Raw genomic sequence first — 15,677 nt, forward strand, 5'->3', positions numbered from 1 at the left:
GCCCGCCGCCCCTGCTGGATTGGCAGGTGGTGCCGCCCTAGTTTCTTGAGGACAGCCAAACCTGTTCAGGTCCGCCGAGGTGCGAAGGGGAAAAACGTGCAGAGATTTATCCGGCCTATGTGGTTATCCGTTGTCAGCGTGGCGGCCGCCCTTTTCCTGATGTCTGCCGGGACAGGGCGGCCGGAGACCGGGCCGGACTCCGGCCTGGTGCTGGCGCCGGGCGATACGGTGTCTTATGCCGTGATCGGGGCGCCTGAGCTCACGACCGTCTCCACCATCGGGGTGAACGGCCGGCTGCAGCTGCCCCTGGCCGGATGGGTTGACGCGGCGGGGCTGACCATCGACGGCCTGCGCCGCCAGGTGGCATCGCGGATCAGCGGATCGCCGGTGCGCACGGTGGGCCCGGACGGCCAGGAGGTCTGGCGTCAGATCAGCGGCGATCTGCTGTTCCTCACGGTGGCGGCTTACCGGCCCATCTATCTGATCGGCGATGTGCGGGAAAACGGCGAACAGCCCTACCGGCCGGGCCTCACCCTGCGGCAGGCCGTCGCCCGCGCCGGCGGGCTCGGTATGCCGCTTGATATTCCAGAATCCGGCACCCAGCTGATCACCCTGTCGGCGGAGCGCGACGTGGTGGCGGGCGAAGTGGACTTCGTGAAGGCAACGCTGGCGCGGCTGGAAGCTGATCTGGCGGCGGTCGGAACCGAGCAGCCGGATGATGCGGCCGGTGCCGCCGCCCATGGCGAGGACGCCGCACGCTGGCTGGACGCCCGCAACGCGGAACGGCAATTGTCCCGCGGCAATTCCGAACTGGTTGTCCGGCAGATGAACAACCGGCTGCAGGTGCTGCAGGAGCTGCTGCGCACTCATCAGGCCAATCTGGGCATCGAGCAGGAGGCGCTGGAGCGGGCGCAATCGCTTGCCGACCGCGGGCTGACCCCGGCCTCCAACGTGACCGAAGCGCGGCGCGCTGTGCTGCAGGTGTCGATGCAGGCCCTGGAAACTTCCGGCGAGATTCACCGGCTGCAGCTGGACCTGGCGCGCACCAGCGACGAGGTGGCGCGGCTGCAGCAGTCCCAGCGGGCAGAGCTCTTGGAGCAGATCGTCACCAGCACCGCCTCGCTCAGAACCCTGGAGCGGCGCCTGGCGGCGCTGGACCAGCGCCTGGCGGCGCTTGGCGGCCAGCATATCGTCTCCCAGATCAAGCCGGTCTACCGGATCGAAATCCACCGCCCGGGCAGCGCCGGCATCGAAACCACCCAGCTCAGCGACATCCCGCTGCTGCCTGGCGATGTTCTGGAAGTCGAGACCATCTACGGCAGCGCAGCCGGAGCCGCGGCGCCCTCTCAATAACCAGAAGGGTCGAAATGGAGGGATGCTGCGCAGCACCGGGCCTGCCGGGAGGCCCGGCAGCCGCCCGGGAACAGGCCCGGAGGTCAGAGGACCAGGAAATCGCTGTGATCGAGCGCCATTTGCGCATCCAGCTGCGCGATCTTGACCTGATCGCTGCCGCCGCTGCCGTCGGCGTCATAGAACAGCTCGCCGGTCTTCCACTTGTAGATGACGTAGTCATCGATGTCGTCCGCCCGTGCAGCAATCTCGAAGTGAGCCTCGTCCAGCATTTCGCCCTGCTGATCCTGCAAAGCCGTGAAGGCAGAGCTGTCGAACACGAACTTGTCCGAGCCGGGCGCAAAGCCGCTGATCTCCTGGAAACTGCCGTCTGCCGGCACTGCGTCGAAGGCGATGATGTCTTCGCCATTCCAGGTGCCGTCGCTGTCGACGGTTGGTGCCTGCTCGCCCACAACCACAAAGTCGGTGTGGTCGAGGTCCAGGCGCCTGTCGAACTGGCCGATCTTAACCTGTTTGGCCGAACCGCGGCCGTCCGCATCATAAAACAGCTCGCCGGTCTTCCACTTGTACATGATGTAGTCATCGATGTCGTCCGCCCGCGCGGCCACTTCGAAATGGGCTGCGTCAAGCGTCCGGGCCTCGCCGTCCGGCCCGGTTTCCAGGCTGGTAAAGACTGTATTGTCGAGGACAATCTTGCCTGCAAGCGAGAGGGAGACGCCGTCCGCTAAAGATCCGTTGTCACCGGTTACTGGCGTTTCAGCTGCAGGATCCTGGTCCGGCTCCGGATCGGGCTGCGGCGCCTCCGGCTCCAGGGCATCGCTCTCGTCCGGCTGGTTGCCGCCCTCGTCCGGCAGGGCGTCCCCGTCATGGCTGGCAATCCAGTCCGCCTGGGCCGCATCCCAGTAGTCGCGGGCCTCCTGGCCTTCCAGCACGGTCCAGCCGGAGGGCGGCATCGGGTAGTCGGAGGGCAGCGGATCATCCGACAGGTTCAGGAACACATTGTTTGAGGAGTGGATGGTCTTGTCCCAGGCCAGCTGCAGCCGTGAATCGCCGATGTGGTTGACGTTGTCGATGGCAATCACGCTGTCGGTGATGCTCAGCTGGGGGCTCTTGCTTTCCATCTTGAAGGGCGACTGATGGGTCATCTGGCCCTTGAACAGATAGGATTCCATCCGCATCAGCAGGCCGTCGATCTCCAGCACCTCATGGCTGGCGTCGGCCATGTTCTTGTGGCCCAGGCTGATGCCCGAGAACACGCCGTCAAACAGGCTGTTGCGGATGGCGCCGCTGACCGGGTTGTCGTTTTCGAAGGCGTCGTCGCGGACATCGGTGACCCAGACGTTGGAGATCTCGAAACCATCGGAATTGCCAGCAATCCGCAGCGCGTCCCAGGCCTGGGTGATCCGGATGTCTGAGATGCGGGCCTGTTCGGTGTCGCGCACCATGAACGCCGCCGAGTTGACGTAGAGGTCCAGCCATTCCCCGGTCAGCGACACGTTGCCGTTGATCGTCGCGCCGTAGATGTCGATGCCTGCATTCGCATTGTCGACCAAGAAGGGGTACAGGTTGGTCTGGCTGCCTTCGTTGTCCACGATCCAGGTGGCTTCGGTTGCGTCGATCGCCACCGCATCGCCACCGTTATACCTGAAAGCCTCATATCCGTAATCGCCCGTCAGGGTAATTGTAGACGCCATACTTACTAGTCCTTTTGGATTATTTTACTCGATAGGCCGGGGGTGTCCCTAAGGCTGGTGGAATGCGGGGCAGACCGCTCTGAGGCAAGGGCGGTGGGGAATTCCAGAGTGAAACGGCAAGCATCCGCCATGGGCGGGCTTTTGCCGTTTGCCGTTTCAGCCATGACCTGCGGTTGAAACCCGCTGAAACTCATTGGCTTGCAGCGCCTCCACGGGGCAAGCCGGATCGGCCCGCCCACCCGGCGGTTTTCAGCTGAGGCGCCTTACAGAAACGACTGGATGATCATACGGGATTGAGCATTTGATTCGGACTCGGCGGGCGGCAAAGGCTGCCGGGGCTGGATCTTCGCTGGCGGGCAGGCTGGATGCCTACCCAATCCGGTTGCAGGCTGGCCTACTCCCAAATGGGGAGGGCGCTTCAGTTGCCAGGCTGAAACCCCAACACTACCCTCAACGTGCACAGCGCGTGCGGCGGCCGGGAACTCCGCAGGAGGACCGAATGGGGGGCTGAGGGTTGCATGGATATGCATGCCCGTCCGCAGGCAGGCGCTGCAGCAGAGTTGTTATTTGGTGGAAAATGCCTTCTGCCCCAGACGCCTGAAGAGGTGCGGCCGCCGGTACCCGGAGCACCTTGCCGGGCCTGGGGTAGCATGACCGGGGCATGTCAGTACGAGGGTTATTATGGATCAGACCGTTTCTCCGGCAGCTGCCGCTGAGGATGCCGCAGCCGCAATCGCTTCTATCGAAAAACATGGGTTTGCCCGCGTTCCGCAGGCCTTCAGCAAAGAAACCGTTGCGGAGGCGCTGGAGCTGGTCAAACACTGGTTCGACAAGACGCTGAACGTACAGTCCGACCGCATGCCGCGGCTGAACAAGGCGCAGCCGATGGTCTATAATCTGCAGAGCAAGGATATCTTCTTCTCCAGGCTGATCCTGGACACGCCGGTGATCGAGGGCGTGCTCAAGCATTTCCTCAATGACCAGTGGTTTTCCTCGCTGCCGGCGGAGGACCCGAATTACATCCTGCGCTCTTTCCTGGCGCGCAGCAGCAACCACCGGATGCCGATGCATATCGACTCCTTCGTGCCCTACACCGGCGACTACCCGTTCATCATGCAGTGCTCGATCCTCTTGGAGGACCAGACCAAGGAGAACGGCTGCACCGTCATCGTGCCGCGCTCGCACAAGACCGGCAAATATGCCGATCCCGAGTCGTACAAGACTGCGGTGCCGCTGGAGGCGCAGGCGGGCGATCTCATTTTCTGGGACAGCCGCCTCTGGCACGGCGCCGGCGAAAACACCAGCGGCGGCACCCGCTGGTCGATCATCGCCACCTTCTGCCGCTGGTGGATCAAGCAGGCCTTCGACATTCCCGGCAACCTGCCGCAGGAGATCTATGATCAGATGTCCCCCCGCGAGCGGGCGGTGATGGGCTATTGCTCGGTGCCCTATGACGACGAGACCTACGGCATCGACATGAAGCGCAGCTACGAGCTGCTGCCGGAAAAGGTCGAGGACTACCGGTTCTGACAGCCGGCCCGGCGGATGCCGGCGCAAGGCAAAGACACGCGGACACAGGCGCCCGGGATGGCGCAGGAGCAAAAGGAATGGGGGTTCCATGCAAAGATTTGACATCGGCGATATCCGCCAGCTGATACCGAAGGCAGATTCCGGCAGTTTCACGCCGGAAATCTACCGGGAGACCGGCTTCTTCGTCTTGCGCGGCGCGGTGCCGCAGGAGCAGATCCAAGCCTGGCAGCAGGAGTGGCAGACCTTCAACGCCAAGGTGCTGGCGGGCAAGCGCAAGGTCGATCCGTTCAATCCGGTGCATGTGCACGAGGCGACGCCCGATGCACTGGCACAGATCCACGCCCATGCCTCTATCCTCGATGTGATGGAGCGGCTCTACCCCGATCTGGCGCTGTTCATGCAGCGTTTCGTGATCAAGGACAGCAGCAGCCGCAAGCCGGTCTTCCCGCACGGCGACTTCGCCTATGACTACGGCTGGCCCGAGAAAACCACCGTCTTCATTCCGCTCAGCCCCTCGAACAAGGACAATGGCGGCATCTCCTTCTACCCGGGCACCAACCACTTCGGCTATATGGGCGATGCGGGCGAGGTGAACACCGATATCCTGGCGCCCGACTGGCCGCTGATCTGCCCGGAGCTGGAGCCCGGCGACATCGCGCTGTGCCACACCTGCACCTGGCATTGCTCGCCCGCCTATTCCAGCGGCCCGGACCGGATCCTTGTGCAGGCCACCTACCAGCCCGCCTCCGACCCCAGCAGCACCCGGCTGCTGCGCGGCGAGTGGAAAACCCGCTACCGGCTCTCCGAGCTGCCGCGCGAGCGCTTCTTCACCCGCTGCCGCTCGAGCCGCCTGAAGGAGCTGCAGGCCCAGGTCGACCAGCAGCAGGCGGCGGCCGAGCGTGCCGCCGGCTGAACCGCCGCATCCGCCGTTCCCTGCTGACAGAGGAGGCTTGCCCATGGATGCGCCCGTGGAACTGCCTGAAGACGCCCCCCGGGACATGACCGGGGACGCGGCCGGACACCCGCAGGCGAACCCGCCCGCCCGCGCCGCGCCCGGATACCGCAGCGCGGAATACGCCGAAGCCTTTAACGGCCTCGGCCGCCCGCAGCCGCTGCCGCAGTGCGGCAGCTGGCTGCTGGGGCGGGAAATCCCCGGCACTGCCTTGCGCGATGCGATGGGACTCTACCCGCTGCTCTGCTGCGAAGACTGGGCAGCGCTGCCGCAGGAGCTGGAGGCGGCCGGCGCTGCCGGCCTGGTCAGCGTCACCGCGGTCACCGATCCGCTGGGGGCGTATGACGAAGCGCTGCTCAAGAGCTGCTTTTCCCGGGCCGCGCCCTACAAGGAGCATTTCATCGCCGACCTGAGCGCGCCGCTGGAAAGCTTCGTGTCGAAATCCCACCGCCAGAACGCGCGCCGGGCGCTGCGCAAGGTCTCCGTCGAGGTCTGCGACGAGCCGCTGCGCTACCTTGATGACTGGGTGGAACTTTACGGCGTGCTCGCCCAAAAGCACGGCATCACCGGGCTGCGCGCCTTTTCCCGCGAGTCGTTTGAGCAGCAGTTCCGGGTGCCCGGCCTGGTGATGTTCCGCGCTGCCGATGAAGACGGCACCGTCGGGCTCGACCTCTGGTACGTGGATGGCGATGCGGCCCAGGGCCATCTCGCCGCCTTCAGTGACCGGGGCTATGCCAAGAGCGCCTCCTACGCCACCAAATGGACGCTGCTGAACCACTTCGCGGGCAGCAAGCTCCGCTGGGTCAATTTCGGCGGCGTGGCGAGCGCCGCGGGCAGCCAGGGCGGCGGGCTTGCGCATTTCAAGCAGGGCTGGAGCAACAGCAGCCGCCAAACCTGGATCTGCGGCCGCATCTTCGATGAGCAGGCCTATCGGCAACTGACGCGGGGGCTGCCGGAGACCAGCTATTTCCCCGCCTATCGCGGAGGAGAATTCTGAGCATGGCCAAAGCAGAGCCCTCGTTCCTGTTTGTGCTGTCAACCGGCGGCGCGCTGATGAACCGGGTGCTGGAGACCGATACGGTGCGCCGCGCTGCCCATTCCGCCGTCGCCACTGCCGAAGGCCCGGCGCTGGAGGCGGCCCGCGCGCACGGCCTGCCCGCCACGGTGCTGCCTGGCGCCAGCAACGAGGATTTCTGCGGCCAGGTGCTGGATTACGTGCAGGCGCACGGCATCAGCTACATCCTGTCCTTCTACACCAGGTTCTACAGCGCGGAGATCCGCCACGCGATGCAGGACAGGATCATCAATTTCCACCCCTCGCTGCTGCCTGCCTTCAAGGGTATGGACGGCTTCGGCGACGGCCTGCGCTATCACACCCCGGTCATCGGAACCACGGTGGAGCTGATCAAGGACGTGATGGACGAAGGCAAGATCGTCATGCAGTCGGCTTGCGCCAATGACCGCAGCCTGCCGGTGGAGGAGATGCGCCACCGCATCTTCGAGCAGCAGTGCAAAACGCTGGTGCAGGTGGTCGACTGGATCGTCCAGGGCCGCCTGTCGGTGGAGGGCGACCGGGTCAGCATCAGCGGCGCCTGCTACACCACCCCGGAGTTCTCGCCGGCGCTGGAAAATGCCGAAGCCCTGGCCTTTCGGGCCGGGCCGCTGAGGTAACCGGCAGGCGCGCCGCTGCCAAGGAAAGGCGGGGCTTCAAACCGGCCCCCGCGGAAACGCAAGGAAGCGGGCCCTGGCAGGCCCGCTTCCCGGAAACTCTCAGGCATGGCCGGTGGCACCGGCCCGCCGCGGATCAGTTGGTGGTGGTAGTGGTGGTGGTGGTGCCGACTTCGTCGTCGTCATTTGCAACCACACCGATCACAACCAGGCCAGCCACGGCGCCAGCGATGGCACCTGCGCTCAGGCCGCCCGCAGCACCGATGCCGCCACCTGCGCCGGCACCGCCGCCTGTGGCACCGGCTTCCGCACCGTTGCCCGGGGCGGTTTGTGCCGAAACGGCAGTGGCAGAGGCCAGGGCGGCCAGGGTCAGGGCAGTAAGGATGTGTTTCATTTCAAACTCCTTTGGAGAACTCTGGAAAAGGCTGTTGAGGCAACCTTAGGGGAGGCGTGTACCCATTTCAACGTATGGAATAGCTGCAAAACGGTTGAAATCCGGTTTGCATTGCGGATTTTCCCCGCCCGTTGCGGCAATGCCGCGGGAACGGGGAGGAAATGGGGCGCAGCTCATAGCCGCAACTGGCGGATTCGCAGATAGCCGGTTTCCGGACCGGCCCATTGCCGTGACTGCCAGACCTGATTGCGGCCGGGGCGGGAATCGACCCAGTAATCGTTGACCACCACCCCGCCGGCGCCCTCGCAGCGCTCCTGCAGGCGGCGGGCTGGATGGGTGATTTCGACAATCTCTACCGGCTCCGGGCCCAGGTCGTGCAGGCTGCAGGCCATGTTCAGCCTCCTTTGGCTGTTGCCATCGGCGCGCACGGTATAGCGCCGGGCACCGCCGCGCACCGGGCCGCCGGCGCCCTCCGCCGTCGGCACCTGCGCCGACAGCAGCCCGCCGCCAAGACCGCGGGTGGCGATCACCATGCCCTGCCGCAGGGCGATGGAAACATTGTCCTGGGTGCGCCAGACCTCGATGGTGCCGGGATGGCTGTCGCGGCGCTCCAGGGCGCGGGTCAGATAGGCCTTGGCATCGCGGTTCTCTATGGTGACCTCGATATAGGCCTGCGTCTGCTTGTCCAGGAGCGCCCGGGTCAGTTCCGCGGGCGGCGGCGGCGCGTTGCGGCGGCGGCTGAACTGCTCCGCCACTGCCTGCACCACTTCCAGCTCGGCCGGGGTCTTCTCAGGGCCCCTGCTGCAGCCCGCCAGCAGCAGCGCGGCGGCCAGGGCGGCGGCGGTCATCCGGAACATGCTCATTCCCAGAACCTCGCGCGCTGATCTTCCAGACTCTTGCGGTGGGCCTCGCGCACCGGCCCGTACAGCCGGTCCGGCACCGCCACCCGCTGGCCGCCGTCGCGCTGGGTCGGGCGGATGGTCAGGCCGAAGCCGGAGCGCGACGGCTTGCCCAGCAGCCAGTCCACCGGAATTCTGAAGCGGAAGCCCTTGTCAAAGGACCCCTCGCCGAAATCCTCGGCCGAGACATTGGTGAGGGTGAAGAAGGCGCCGACCAGGAAGCCGTTGTCGAACTCCCGGTTCAGGCTGAAGGTGCCGCCGTAATCGCCGGCCAGGTAGCGGCCCGCATCCAGCTGCAGCTGATAGCCGCGGTCCAGCTCGTAATAGGCGGATGCATGGCCGGTCAGCACCCGGTAATCGCGGAAGGAAAACCGCTGGTCGAAATCGCGCTGCACCACGTAGTTGGCCTCCAGCCCGAAGCCGATGCGGCTGTTGACCGGCTTCCACAGCACTTCGCCGGAGATGCCGCCGTACATGCTTTCGAACAGGCCGGCGGTGGCGCGGGCATAGAGGTTGCGGCCCGGTTTCCACAGGCGGCTGACATAGAGGTTCTCCAGGGTGGTGCCGTATTGGGCATATTCCACCTGGTCGGTGCGCACATGCGGCAGCACCGAGTTGGAGGCGCGGCCGTTCTTCACGTTGCCGGCCAGCCGCTGGCGGATGGCGCCGGCGATGCGCCAGCCCGGCGCCGGCGCGTAAGACGCGGCGAAATCGAGGCCCGCATCGATCCGGAAGGGTTTTTCCGGGTCGAAATAGGCGGGCTGGGTATAGGGGCTGATGGAGGTGGCAAAGGCCGGGTACAGTTCGCCCGAGAACAGCGCATCCGCGGGCAGCGCCCCGGCATCCTGCACCCCGGCGGCAGCGAACAGCGCATCCGCGGCTTCCGGGTCGAACTCCAGCGCCTCCAGGTCGGAACGGCGGATCTCAATGGCCGCGAGGCCAATGCCGCGGCGCACCGGCACCAGGCGAAAGGTCTCCACCGAGGGCGGCATCGTCTGGGCCAGGGCGCGGGCAGCGCGGCCCGCCGCCTGGCTCTGCGAGCGGTAGCGGTTATTGCGGTAGCGCAGCTCGGCCGTGGTGCCGGTCAGGGTGACTGCCTCCAGCACCAGCCCGTCCGCCTTCAGCGCCTCGGCGGCCAGATCGCGGATCTTGCGGGACTTGGGCGCGCTTGACGCCCAGTCCTGACGCCAGTGCGCGTCTTCCGTGGCCCATTGGCTGCGCGGGATGATGGGATGCGGCGCCGGCACCGCCATCAGGGTGGGCGGGTGTTTCGGATTGAGCTGGATCTGCGCGGTGACGCCGATTTCCGAGCCATAGAGGTAATAGGCGCCAAGGCGGAGCCGGTCGGAATACTGGTATTCCACCCCGTAGTTCAGCGAGGATTTGCGCTCGAACACGTCCGAGTCCTGAGTTTCGGTCACATAGGCATCGGAGGAATATTCTGCCTTCAGGCTCCAGCGCGCATCCGGCTGCCATTCAAGGCCTGCAAAGGGCGCCACATCGCCGCGGAACCACTGGTCGGTCGACAGAGTGCCGCCGGTGGAGCCGCCCACGAAGGACGGGCGGCTGCCGATGCTGCCGATCGCCCCATGGCTGCCCAGCCGCCCCCAGCCGAGGCCTGCCGAGACCTTCAGCCGGCCGGGCGCCCGGCCCCAGCCCAGGGCGGCGGCTTCAAACCGCTTGGTGGCGACAAAATATTCCGCCGCATAGACCCCGGTGCCGGCAAAATCCTGCAACCCCATGGTGACCTCGGGCAGCCAGCGCCGCTCGCGCCACAGGCGGGCGCGCACGTCAAAGCCGCGGTCGTAATAGGTGTCAAAGCCGAACAGCCCCAGGTCCTGGATGCCATTGTAGCGGAAGCTGGCCGACAGCCAGGGCAGCGCCTGGAAGGTGATGTTGTAGCGCGAGGTGCCGCCGAACCAGGAATAGGTGACCGCATACTGGCCGTCCGGCAGCATCTCGGCGCTTGGCATGTCGATCAGGCCGGGGCTGCCATAGAAAGTAAGGCTGGGCGGCGGCAGCGGCTTCAGCCGCGGCGCGGCCTCTTCGCTGCCCGGCGCCGCATCCGGAACGGCACGGGTGATGTCCGGGATCTGTGCTAGGCCGGGCACGGCGGCCAAGCACAGCAGCGCTGCCGGGACGCGGGCCTTGCGCATATGCGTCTTGATCGGGGTCACGGGAACACTGCCTTCTGGTCCTGCCGGGTGCCTGCCGGCCCTGTTATCTGTGACACAGCTTAGACCATGGCGGCGGGGCCGGATCAATTGCCCGCGGAACCGGCGGTGGCGGTTTTGCGGGCAATTGCAGCCCCCATGCCGCACCTGATGCTGTCCGCTGCTGGATCAGGAGCTCTTGCGGCCGGCCTCCGGCGGCTGGCAATAGCCCTCGACCCAGTGCCGCACCACCTGCAGCGCCGCCGCCTCGTCGCCCACCGCCACCGCCTGGCGCAGGCTGCGCAGGAAACCGGCCACTTCGATCTCCGATAGCACGGTTTCGCGGGCGCAGAAGATCTTCTGGTGGCGGGTATGGATCAGCTCCTCGCTCAGGGTTAGCTCCTCCTCCATCTTCTCGCCGGGGCGCAGGCCGATGATCTCGATGGCGATATCGCCGTCCGGGTTGTCCGCGTCGCGCACGCTGTAGCCGGCGCTTTCGATCACCTGGCGCGCCAGCTGCAGGATCGGCACCGGCTCGCCCATGTCGAGCACGAAGACCTCCCCGCCCCCGGCCATGTCGCCCGCTTGCAGCACCAGCTGCACCGCTTCGCTGATGGTCATGAAAAAGCGCTTCACATTGGGGTCGGTGACGGTGACCGGGCCTCCGCGGCTAATCTGCTCCTGGAACAGCGGCACCACCGAGCCGGACGACCCCAGCACATTGCCGAAGCGCACCATGGTGAACACCGTGCGGCCGCCGAAGCGGGTGGCCAGGTCCTGCACGATGAGCTCTGCCATCCGCTTGGAAGCGCCCATCACATTGGCCGGGTTCACGGCCTTGTCGGAGGAGATTAGGATGAAGCGCTTGACTCCTGCCCGCGCCGCGGCGCGGGCCAGGGTCTGGGTGCCGAAGACATTGTTGGCCAGCCCCGGCAGCGGGTTCGCCTCTACCAGCGGCACATGCTTATAGGCGGCCGCATGCAGCACCACTTGCACTTCATGGGCATTCAACACCATCCGCACCTGACGCGGATCGGTGACCGAGCCCAGCACCGGCACCAGCTCGATTCCCGCTTCCACGGCCAGCGGCCCCAGTTCCTGATGCACGGTGTAAAGCGCCAGTTCCGAAAGCTCGAAGAGCACCAGTTTCGACGGACGGCAGGCCAGCACCTGGCGGCAAAGTTCCGAGCCGATCGAGCCGCCGGCGCCGGAGATCAGCACCGATTTGCCCTGGTAGGAGCCGGCTGCTTCCTTCAGCGGCACGTTGCGGGCACTGCGGCCAAGGAAATGCTGCGGCGCCACCGGCGTCAGCTTGTCGACCAGTGCCTCCTCGCCAATGAGCTGGGCGAATGAGGGCAGCGCCTGCACCTCCAGCCCCAGCTTCTGCAACCTCTGGGTGATCTGCGCCTGGCGCGGCTGGCTTTGCGACGGCATTGCCAGCAGTACCCGGCGGATCTGCCGCGCCTGCACGATTTCGGCAATCCGCGCCGGGGCATAGACCGGCAGCCCGACCAGTGTCATGCCCTGCAGCGAGGTGTTGTCATCGGCAAAGGCGACAGGGTCGATGCCGTCATGCGCCTTCAACGCCTGCGCTAGCTGGGTGCCAGTGGTGCCCGCGCCGTAGATCAGCACCTGGCAGCGCGGCTGAGCGCGGCGGTAGACGGCAAGCACCAGCTGCAGCATCGCCGCGCGCGCCACCACCATGGACAGGAAATAGCAGATTGCAAACACCACATGGGTGCCAGGGCCAAGCGGCGGCCCGAACACTGCCGTCAGCCCCGCCAGCACCAGAGCACTGGCACCCGCCAGCAGCGCGGTCTGCGCCGCGGCATGGCGCTCATAGGCATTGAGCTGCACATAGGGCAGCCCCAGCCACAGCGTCAGCGCGGCGGCGGCGGCCATCACATAGGGCAGCAGCGGCAAGAGTTCCGCCAGGGTGGTCAGGGCAGGATCGGGCAGCGGCTGTACCCCGAGGGTGAACAGCAGCGCCAGCGGCAGCAGCGCCAGGTCCACCGCCAGGAAGACGCAGGATTTCTGCCTGCGCGACAGCGCGCTTATCAGATTGTACATGCCTGCCCTCAATTCCCGCATTTTTTCCTGGTTTATATCCGTTTGTCCGTCCGGCCTGACCTCTGCTGCCGGATAGCAGAAAAAAGTAAATCAAACACGGCCCCGATGCGCTGAAATCCGGTGCGCGGCCCTTAAAACACAGTTTCTATCATAGCCGGTTTCCCTGTTCCGCAAAACGGCCGATGGCGGAAACCCGCCGGACGGTGTCGGCCGTCCGGACAGCCTGCCCCGGCCAAGCGGCGCAGGCTATGTGGCAATCCCTAAAACTGTGTCTACCCCCGGCGGATGATGTTGCCAATGGTCTGGAACACGATGTCGAAATCAAAGCACATGCTCTGATGGCGCTGGTAGATCAGGTCCAGCCGCGCCTTCATCGGCACGCAGAGGCGGGAATAGACTGCATCCGTTTCCTCCGCGCTTTCGCAGCGCGCCAGGAGCGCCGCCTCATGCTTGTGATAGGTGATCGAGGCCAGGCCGGTGACGCCGGGGGGCGATTTCAGAACTTCTGCATAAAGCTCCGGATGCGCCTCGACATACTGGCGCAGGGGCGGGCGCGGCCCGACAAAGGAGATATCCCCCTTCAGGATGTTCCACAGCTGCGGGAACTCATCCAGCCGCTTGGAGCGCAGCCAGGCGCCGGTGCGGGTGATGCGGGCCGATTTGTCGCCGCCCGAGACGCCGGTGTCGCTCTCCACCACCGTCATTGTGCGCAGCTTCCAGAGCCGGAAGGGCTGGCCCACCCCCTTCATCCGCTCCCCCGCATAGAACAGCGGCCGCCCCTCCTTCCACAAGAGCCACAGCAGCAAAAGCAGCAGGACGGGGCTTAGGATCGCGATCAGAAGTGATGCGAAGAACAGGTCGAAAATCCGTTTGCGCCAGGTCATCGGGGGGAGATCTCCTGCTTGAAATGCGGCTCTAATAGGGCCCATTCAGCTGCCATCTGCGCCGCATCCGCCGCGGGCAGCGGCGCGGGCAGCAGCCTCTGCAGGCGGGTGACATCCAGCGCCACTTCCGGGATTGCCGCAGGCGGCGCTGGGCGGGTGGCAAAGGGCTTGCCCGCGGCCTGCAGCAGCGCCGCCATCTCCATCGGGCCAGGCTGCGCCACATTCAGCACCGGCGGCAGATCCGGCGCCGTAAGCAGCGCGCCCAGCCCCTGCGTCAGGCACCGCACCCCGGTATAGCTGCGCTGCGGGGTGGCGCCATCAGCGAAACGGTCCAGGGTGAAACCCGGCCACCAGCCGCCAAGGATCGCGTCGAAGCCGGCGATATTGCCGATCCGCAGGGAACAGACCTGCACCCCCAGCTCTGCGCCAAGCGCCGCGGCGCGCGCCTCCATCTCGGCTTTTGCTTCGCCATAGGCACTGGCTGGATGCAGCGGGGCGTCTTCCGCCAGCAGCCCCGGCTGGGCGCCATAGACCGCCGCCGAGGAGGCCAGCAGCACCCGAGCGCCAGCCGCCGCGCCGGCGCGCACCGCGGCTTCGGCAAGGCGGATGTGGTCCTGCATGTCTGCGCAGCCGCGCCCCGGCACAGGCCCGGCCAGGCACAGCAGGGCTCCGGCGCCCTCAGCCAGCCGCGCCAGCGCCTGCGGACCCGCCAGCGGATCCAGCAGATGCCAGTTCCCTGCCCCGGCCTGCGGGCGGCGCGCCTGCAGCCGCAAATGCACCCCCGGCGGCGGGCACAGCTGCAAGAGCCGCCCAATCCGTCCTGTTGCACCGAGAACCACTGCGGCGGGAAACCCCATGCGCTGCTGCCTGTTCCTGTTGACCCTGTCTGACAGCCCAGTATCCTTTGCCGGGCAGAAAATCAAAGCAGTTCCCAACGCGGCTCAATAACAGGCTCCTCATGCTGAAACTTCTTCCCTGGCTGGCCGCTGCCGGCCTGATCCTACTGCCCTCAGCCTGCAGCCGCCTGCCCGGCGGCGCTCCAGCCAGCGAGGAGATCCTGAAAGAATCCGGCGAAGCGGATGCCAATTTCGCGCTCTACAAGGTGAACCGGGCGCTGCTGCCCACGGTGGCCGCCTGGCCGCCCACCGGCAAGCAGGAGCGGCTGGGCTGGCTGCACGCCCATCAGGGCGCCAAGACCCAGATCATCCAGCCAGGCGATCTCCTGTCCCTCAGCATCTGGGACAGTAATGACAATTCGCTGCTGACCGCGGCAGAACAGAAAATGGTGCAGCTGCAGGACATGAAAGTGGCCGCCAACGGCACCATCTTCATGCCCTATGTGGGCGATGTGAACGTCAACGGGCTGACCCCGGACCTGGCGCGGGCCAAGCTGCAGGAGGCGCTGGAGCCGGTGGTTCCCTCCGCCCAGGTGCAGCTGGCGATGGCCGAAGGGCGCAACAACTCGGTCGACCTGGTTTCCGGCGTCGCCCAGCCCGGCACCTATCCGATGCCCGACCGCAACTACACGGTGATGGGGCTGATCTCGGCGGGCGGCGGCATCAGCGCCAGCCTCAACAACCCGCAGATCCGGCTGGTGCGCGGGCGCAGCATCTATGGCACTTCGGTCGACAACCTGCTGAACAATCCGCGGCTGGATACCCTCCTGCGAGGCGGCGACCGGGTGTTTGTCGAGGAGGACGAGCGCTATTTCCTCTCCTTCGGCGCCACCGGCGAGGAGGATCTGCACATCTTCACCAAGGACGAGATGTCGGCGATGGATGCGATGTCGGTGGCGGGCGGCTTCCAGGACGGCAAGGCCGATCCCAAGGGCTTGCTGATCCTGCGCGAATACCCTGCCTCGGCAGTGGCGCCTGGGGTGCGCGGGCCGCGTCAGCAGCGGGTGGTGTTCTCGCTGGACCTCACCTCGGCGGACGGGCTGTTCTCGGCGCGCCAGTTCCGGATCAACCCGGGCGACCTGGTGATGGCCACCGAATCCCCGATCAACGATGCGCTTACCATCTCCAACATCTTCGGCAACTTCTTCGGCGTCTTCAGCCGCGCCGGCGTGATCGAGTAACCGGTT

General features: G+C 66.0%; 13 protein-coding genes. 6 read left to right on the forward strand and 7 right to left on the reverse strand.

Annotated features, from left to right (window positions below):
* The first annotated feature begins 96 nt into the window (after positions 1-96).
* Positions 97-1,353, forward strand: coding sequence for a polysaccharide biosynthesis/export family protein (locus GKC28_RS15110; RefSeq protein WP_174147856.1), 1,257 nt, complete (start codon positions 97-99; stop codon positions 1,351-1,353).
* Positions 1,354-1,436: 83 nt separating this feature from the next.
* Here the strand turns inward: GKC28_RS15110 and GKC28_RS15115 are convergent, their stop codons facing one another.
* Complete coding sequence (locus tag GKC28_RS15115) at positions 1,437-3,044, reverse strand: hypothetical protein (protein ID WP_174147857.1); 1,608 nt, start codon at positions 3,042-3,044, stop codon at positions 1,437-1,439.
* 681 nt (positions 3,045-3,725) lie between these two features.
* Here GKC28_RS15115 and GKC28_RS15120 point away from each other — a divergent pair.
* From GKC28_RS15120 to GKC28_RS15135, 4 genes are all read left to right on the forward strand, one after another.
* Positions 3,726-4,574 (forward strand): phytanoyl-CoA dioxygenase family protein, encoded by an 849-nt coding sequence (locus GKC28_RS15120; protein ID WP_174147858.1) that lies wholly within the window; start codon positions 3,726-3,728, stop codon positions 4,572-4,574.
* 88 nt (positions 4,575-4,662) lie between these two features.
* Entirely contained in the window at positions 4,663-5,487 is an 825-nt protein-coding gene (locus GKC28_RS15125; RefSeq protein ID WP_174147859.1) for a phytanoyl-CoA dioxygenase family protein, read from the forward strand.
* Positions 5,488-5,530: 43 nt separating this feature from the next.
* Positions 5,531-6,523: a GNAT family N-acetyltransferase gene (locus GKC28_RS15130; RefSeq protein WP_174147860.1), complete on the forward strand. Its 993-nt coding sequence runs from the start codon at positions 5,531-5,533 to the stop codon at positions 6,521-6,523.
* 2 nt (positions 6,524-6,525) lie between these two features.
* Complete coding sequence (locus GKC28_RS15135; RefSeq protein WP_174147861.1) at positions 6,526-7,197, forward strand: phosphoribosylglycinamide formyltransferase; 672 nt, start codon at positions 6,526-6,528, stop codon at positions 7,195-7,197.
* 133 nt (positions 7,198-7,330) lie between these two features.
* Here GKC28_RS15135 and GKC28_RS15140 read toward each other — a convergent pair whose 3' ends face one another.
* From GKC28_RS15140 to GKC28_RS15165, 6 genes are all read right to left on the reverse strand, one after another.
* A complete protein-coding gene (locus GKC28_RS15140; RefSeq protein ID WP_174147862.1) occupies positions 7,331-7,588 on the reverse strand; it encodes a hypothetical protein in 258 nt (85 codons plus the stop codon).
* Between the two features lie 173 nt (positions 7,589-7,761).
* Positions 7,762-8,451: a YjbF family lipoprotein gene (locus tag GKC28_RS15145; protein WP_254604249.1), complete on the reverse strand. Its 690-nt coding sequence runs from the start codon at positions 8,449-8,451 to the stop codon at positions 7,762-7,764.
* Complete coding sequence (locus GKC28_RS15150; RefSeq protein WP_368041127.1) at positions 8,448-10,664, reverse strand: YjbH domain-containing protein; 2,217 nt, start codon at positions 10,662-10,664, stop codon at positions 8,448-8,450. The genes GKC28_RS15145 and GKC28_RS15150 overlap by 4 nt, the downstream gene beginning before the upstream one ends.
* A 165-nt stretch (positions 10,665-10,829) precedes the next feature.
* Positions 10,830-12,710: a nucleoside-diphosphate sugar epimerase/dehydratase gene (locus GKC28_RS15155; protein WP_174147863.1), complete on the reverse strand. Its 1,881-nt coding sequence runs from the start codon at positions 12,708-12,710 to the stop codon at positions 10,830-10,832.
* Between the two features lie 272 nt (positions 12,711-12,982).
* The gene (locus GKC28_RS15160; protein WP_174147864.1) at positions 12,983-13,594 is read right to left on the reverse strand and encodes a sugar transferase; all 612 of its coding nucleotides are present in this window, start codon (positions 13,592-13,594) and stop codon (positions 12,983-12,985) included.
* A complete protein-coding gene (locus GKC28_RS15165; RefSeq protein ID WP_174147865.1) occupies positions 13,591-14,451 on the reverse strand; it encodes an NAD(P)-dependent oxidoreductase in 861 nt (286 codons plus the stop codon). The genes GKC28_RS15160 and GKC28_RS15165 overlap by 4 nt, the downstream gene beginning before the upstream one ends.
* Positions 14,452-14,552: 101 nt before the next feature.
* Here GKC28_RS15165 and GKC28_RS15170 point away from each other — a divergent pair, with 101 nt between their 5' ends.
* Positions 14,553-15,671 carry a polysaccharide biosynthesis/export family protein gene (locus GKC28_RS15170; protein ID WP_174147866.1) on the forward strand — a complete coding sequence of 373 codons (1,119 nt, stop codon included), beginning with the start codon at positions 14,553-14,555 and terminating at the stop codon, positions 15,669-15,671.
* Positions 15,672-15,677 lie beyond the last annotated feature (6 nt).

This window comes from Leisingera sp. ANG59 (assembly GCF_013317235.1).
GTDB lineage: Bacteria > Pseudomonadota > Alphaproteobacteria > Rhodobacterales > Rhodobacteraceae > Leisingera.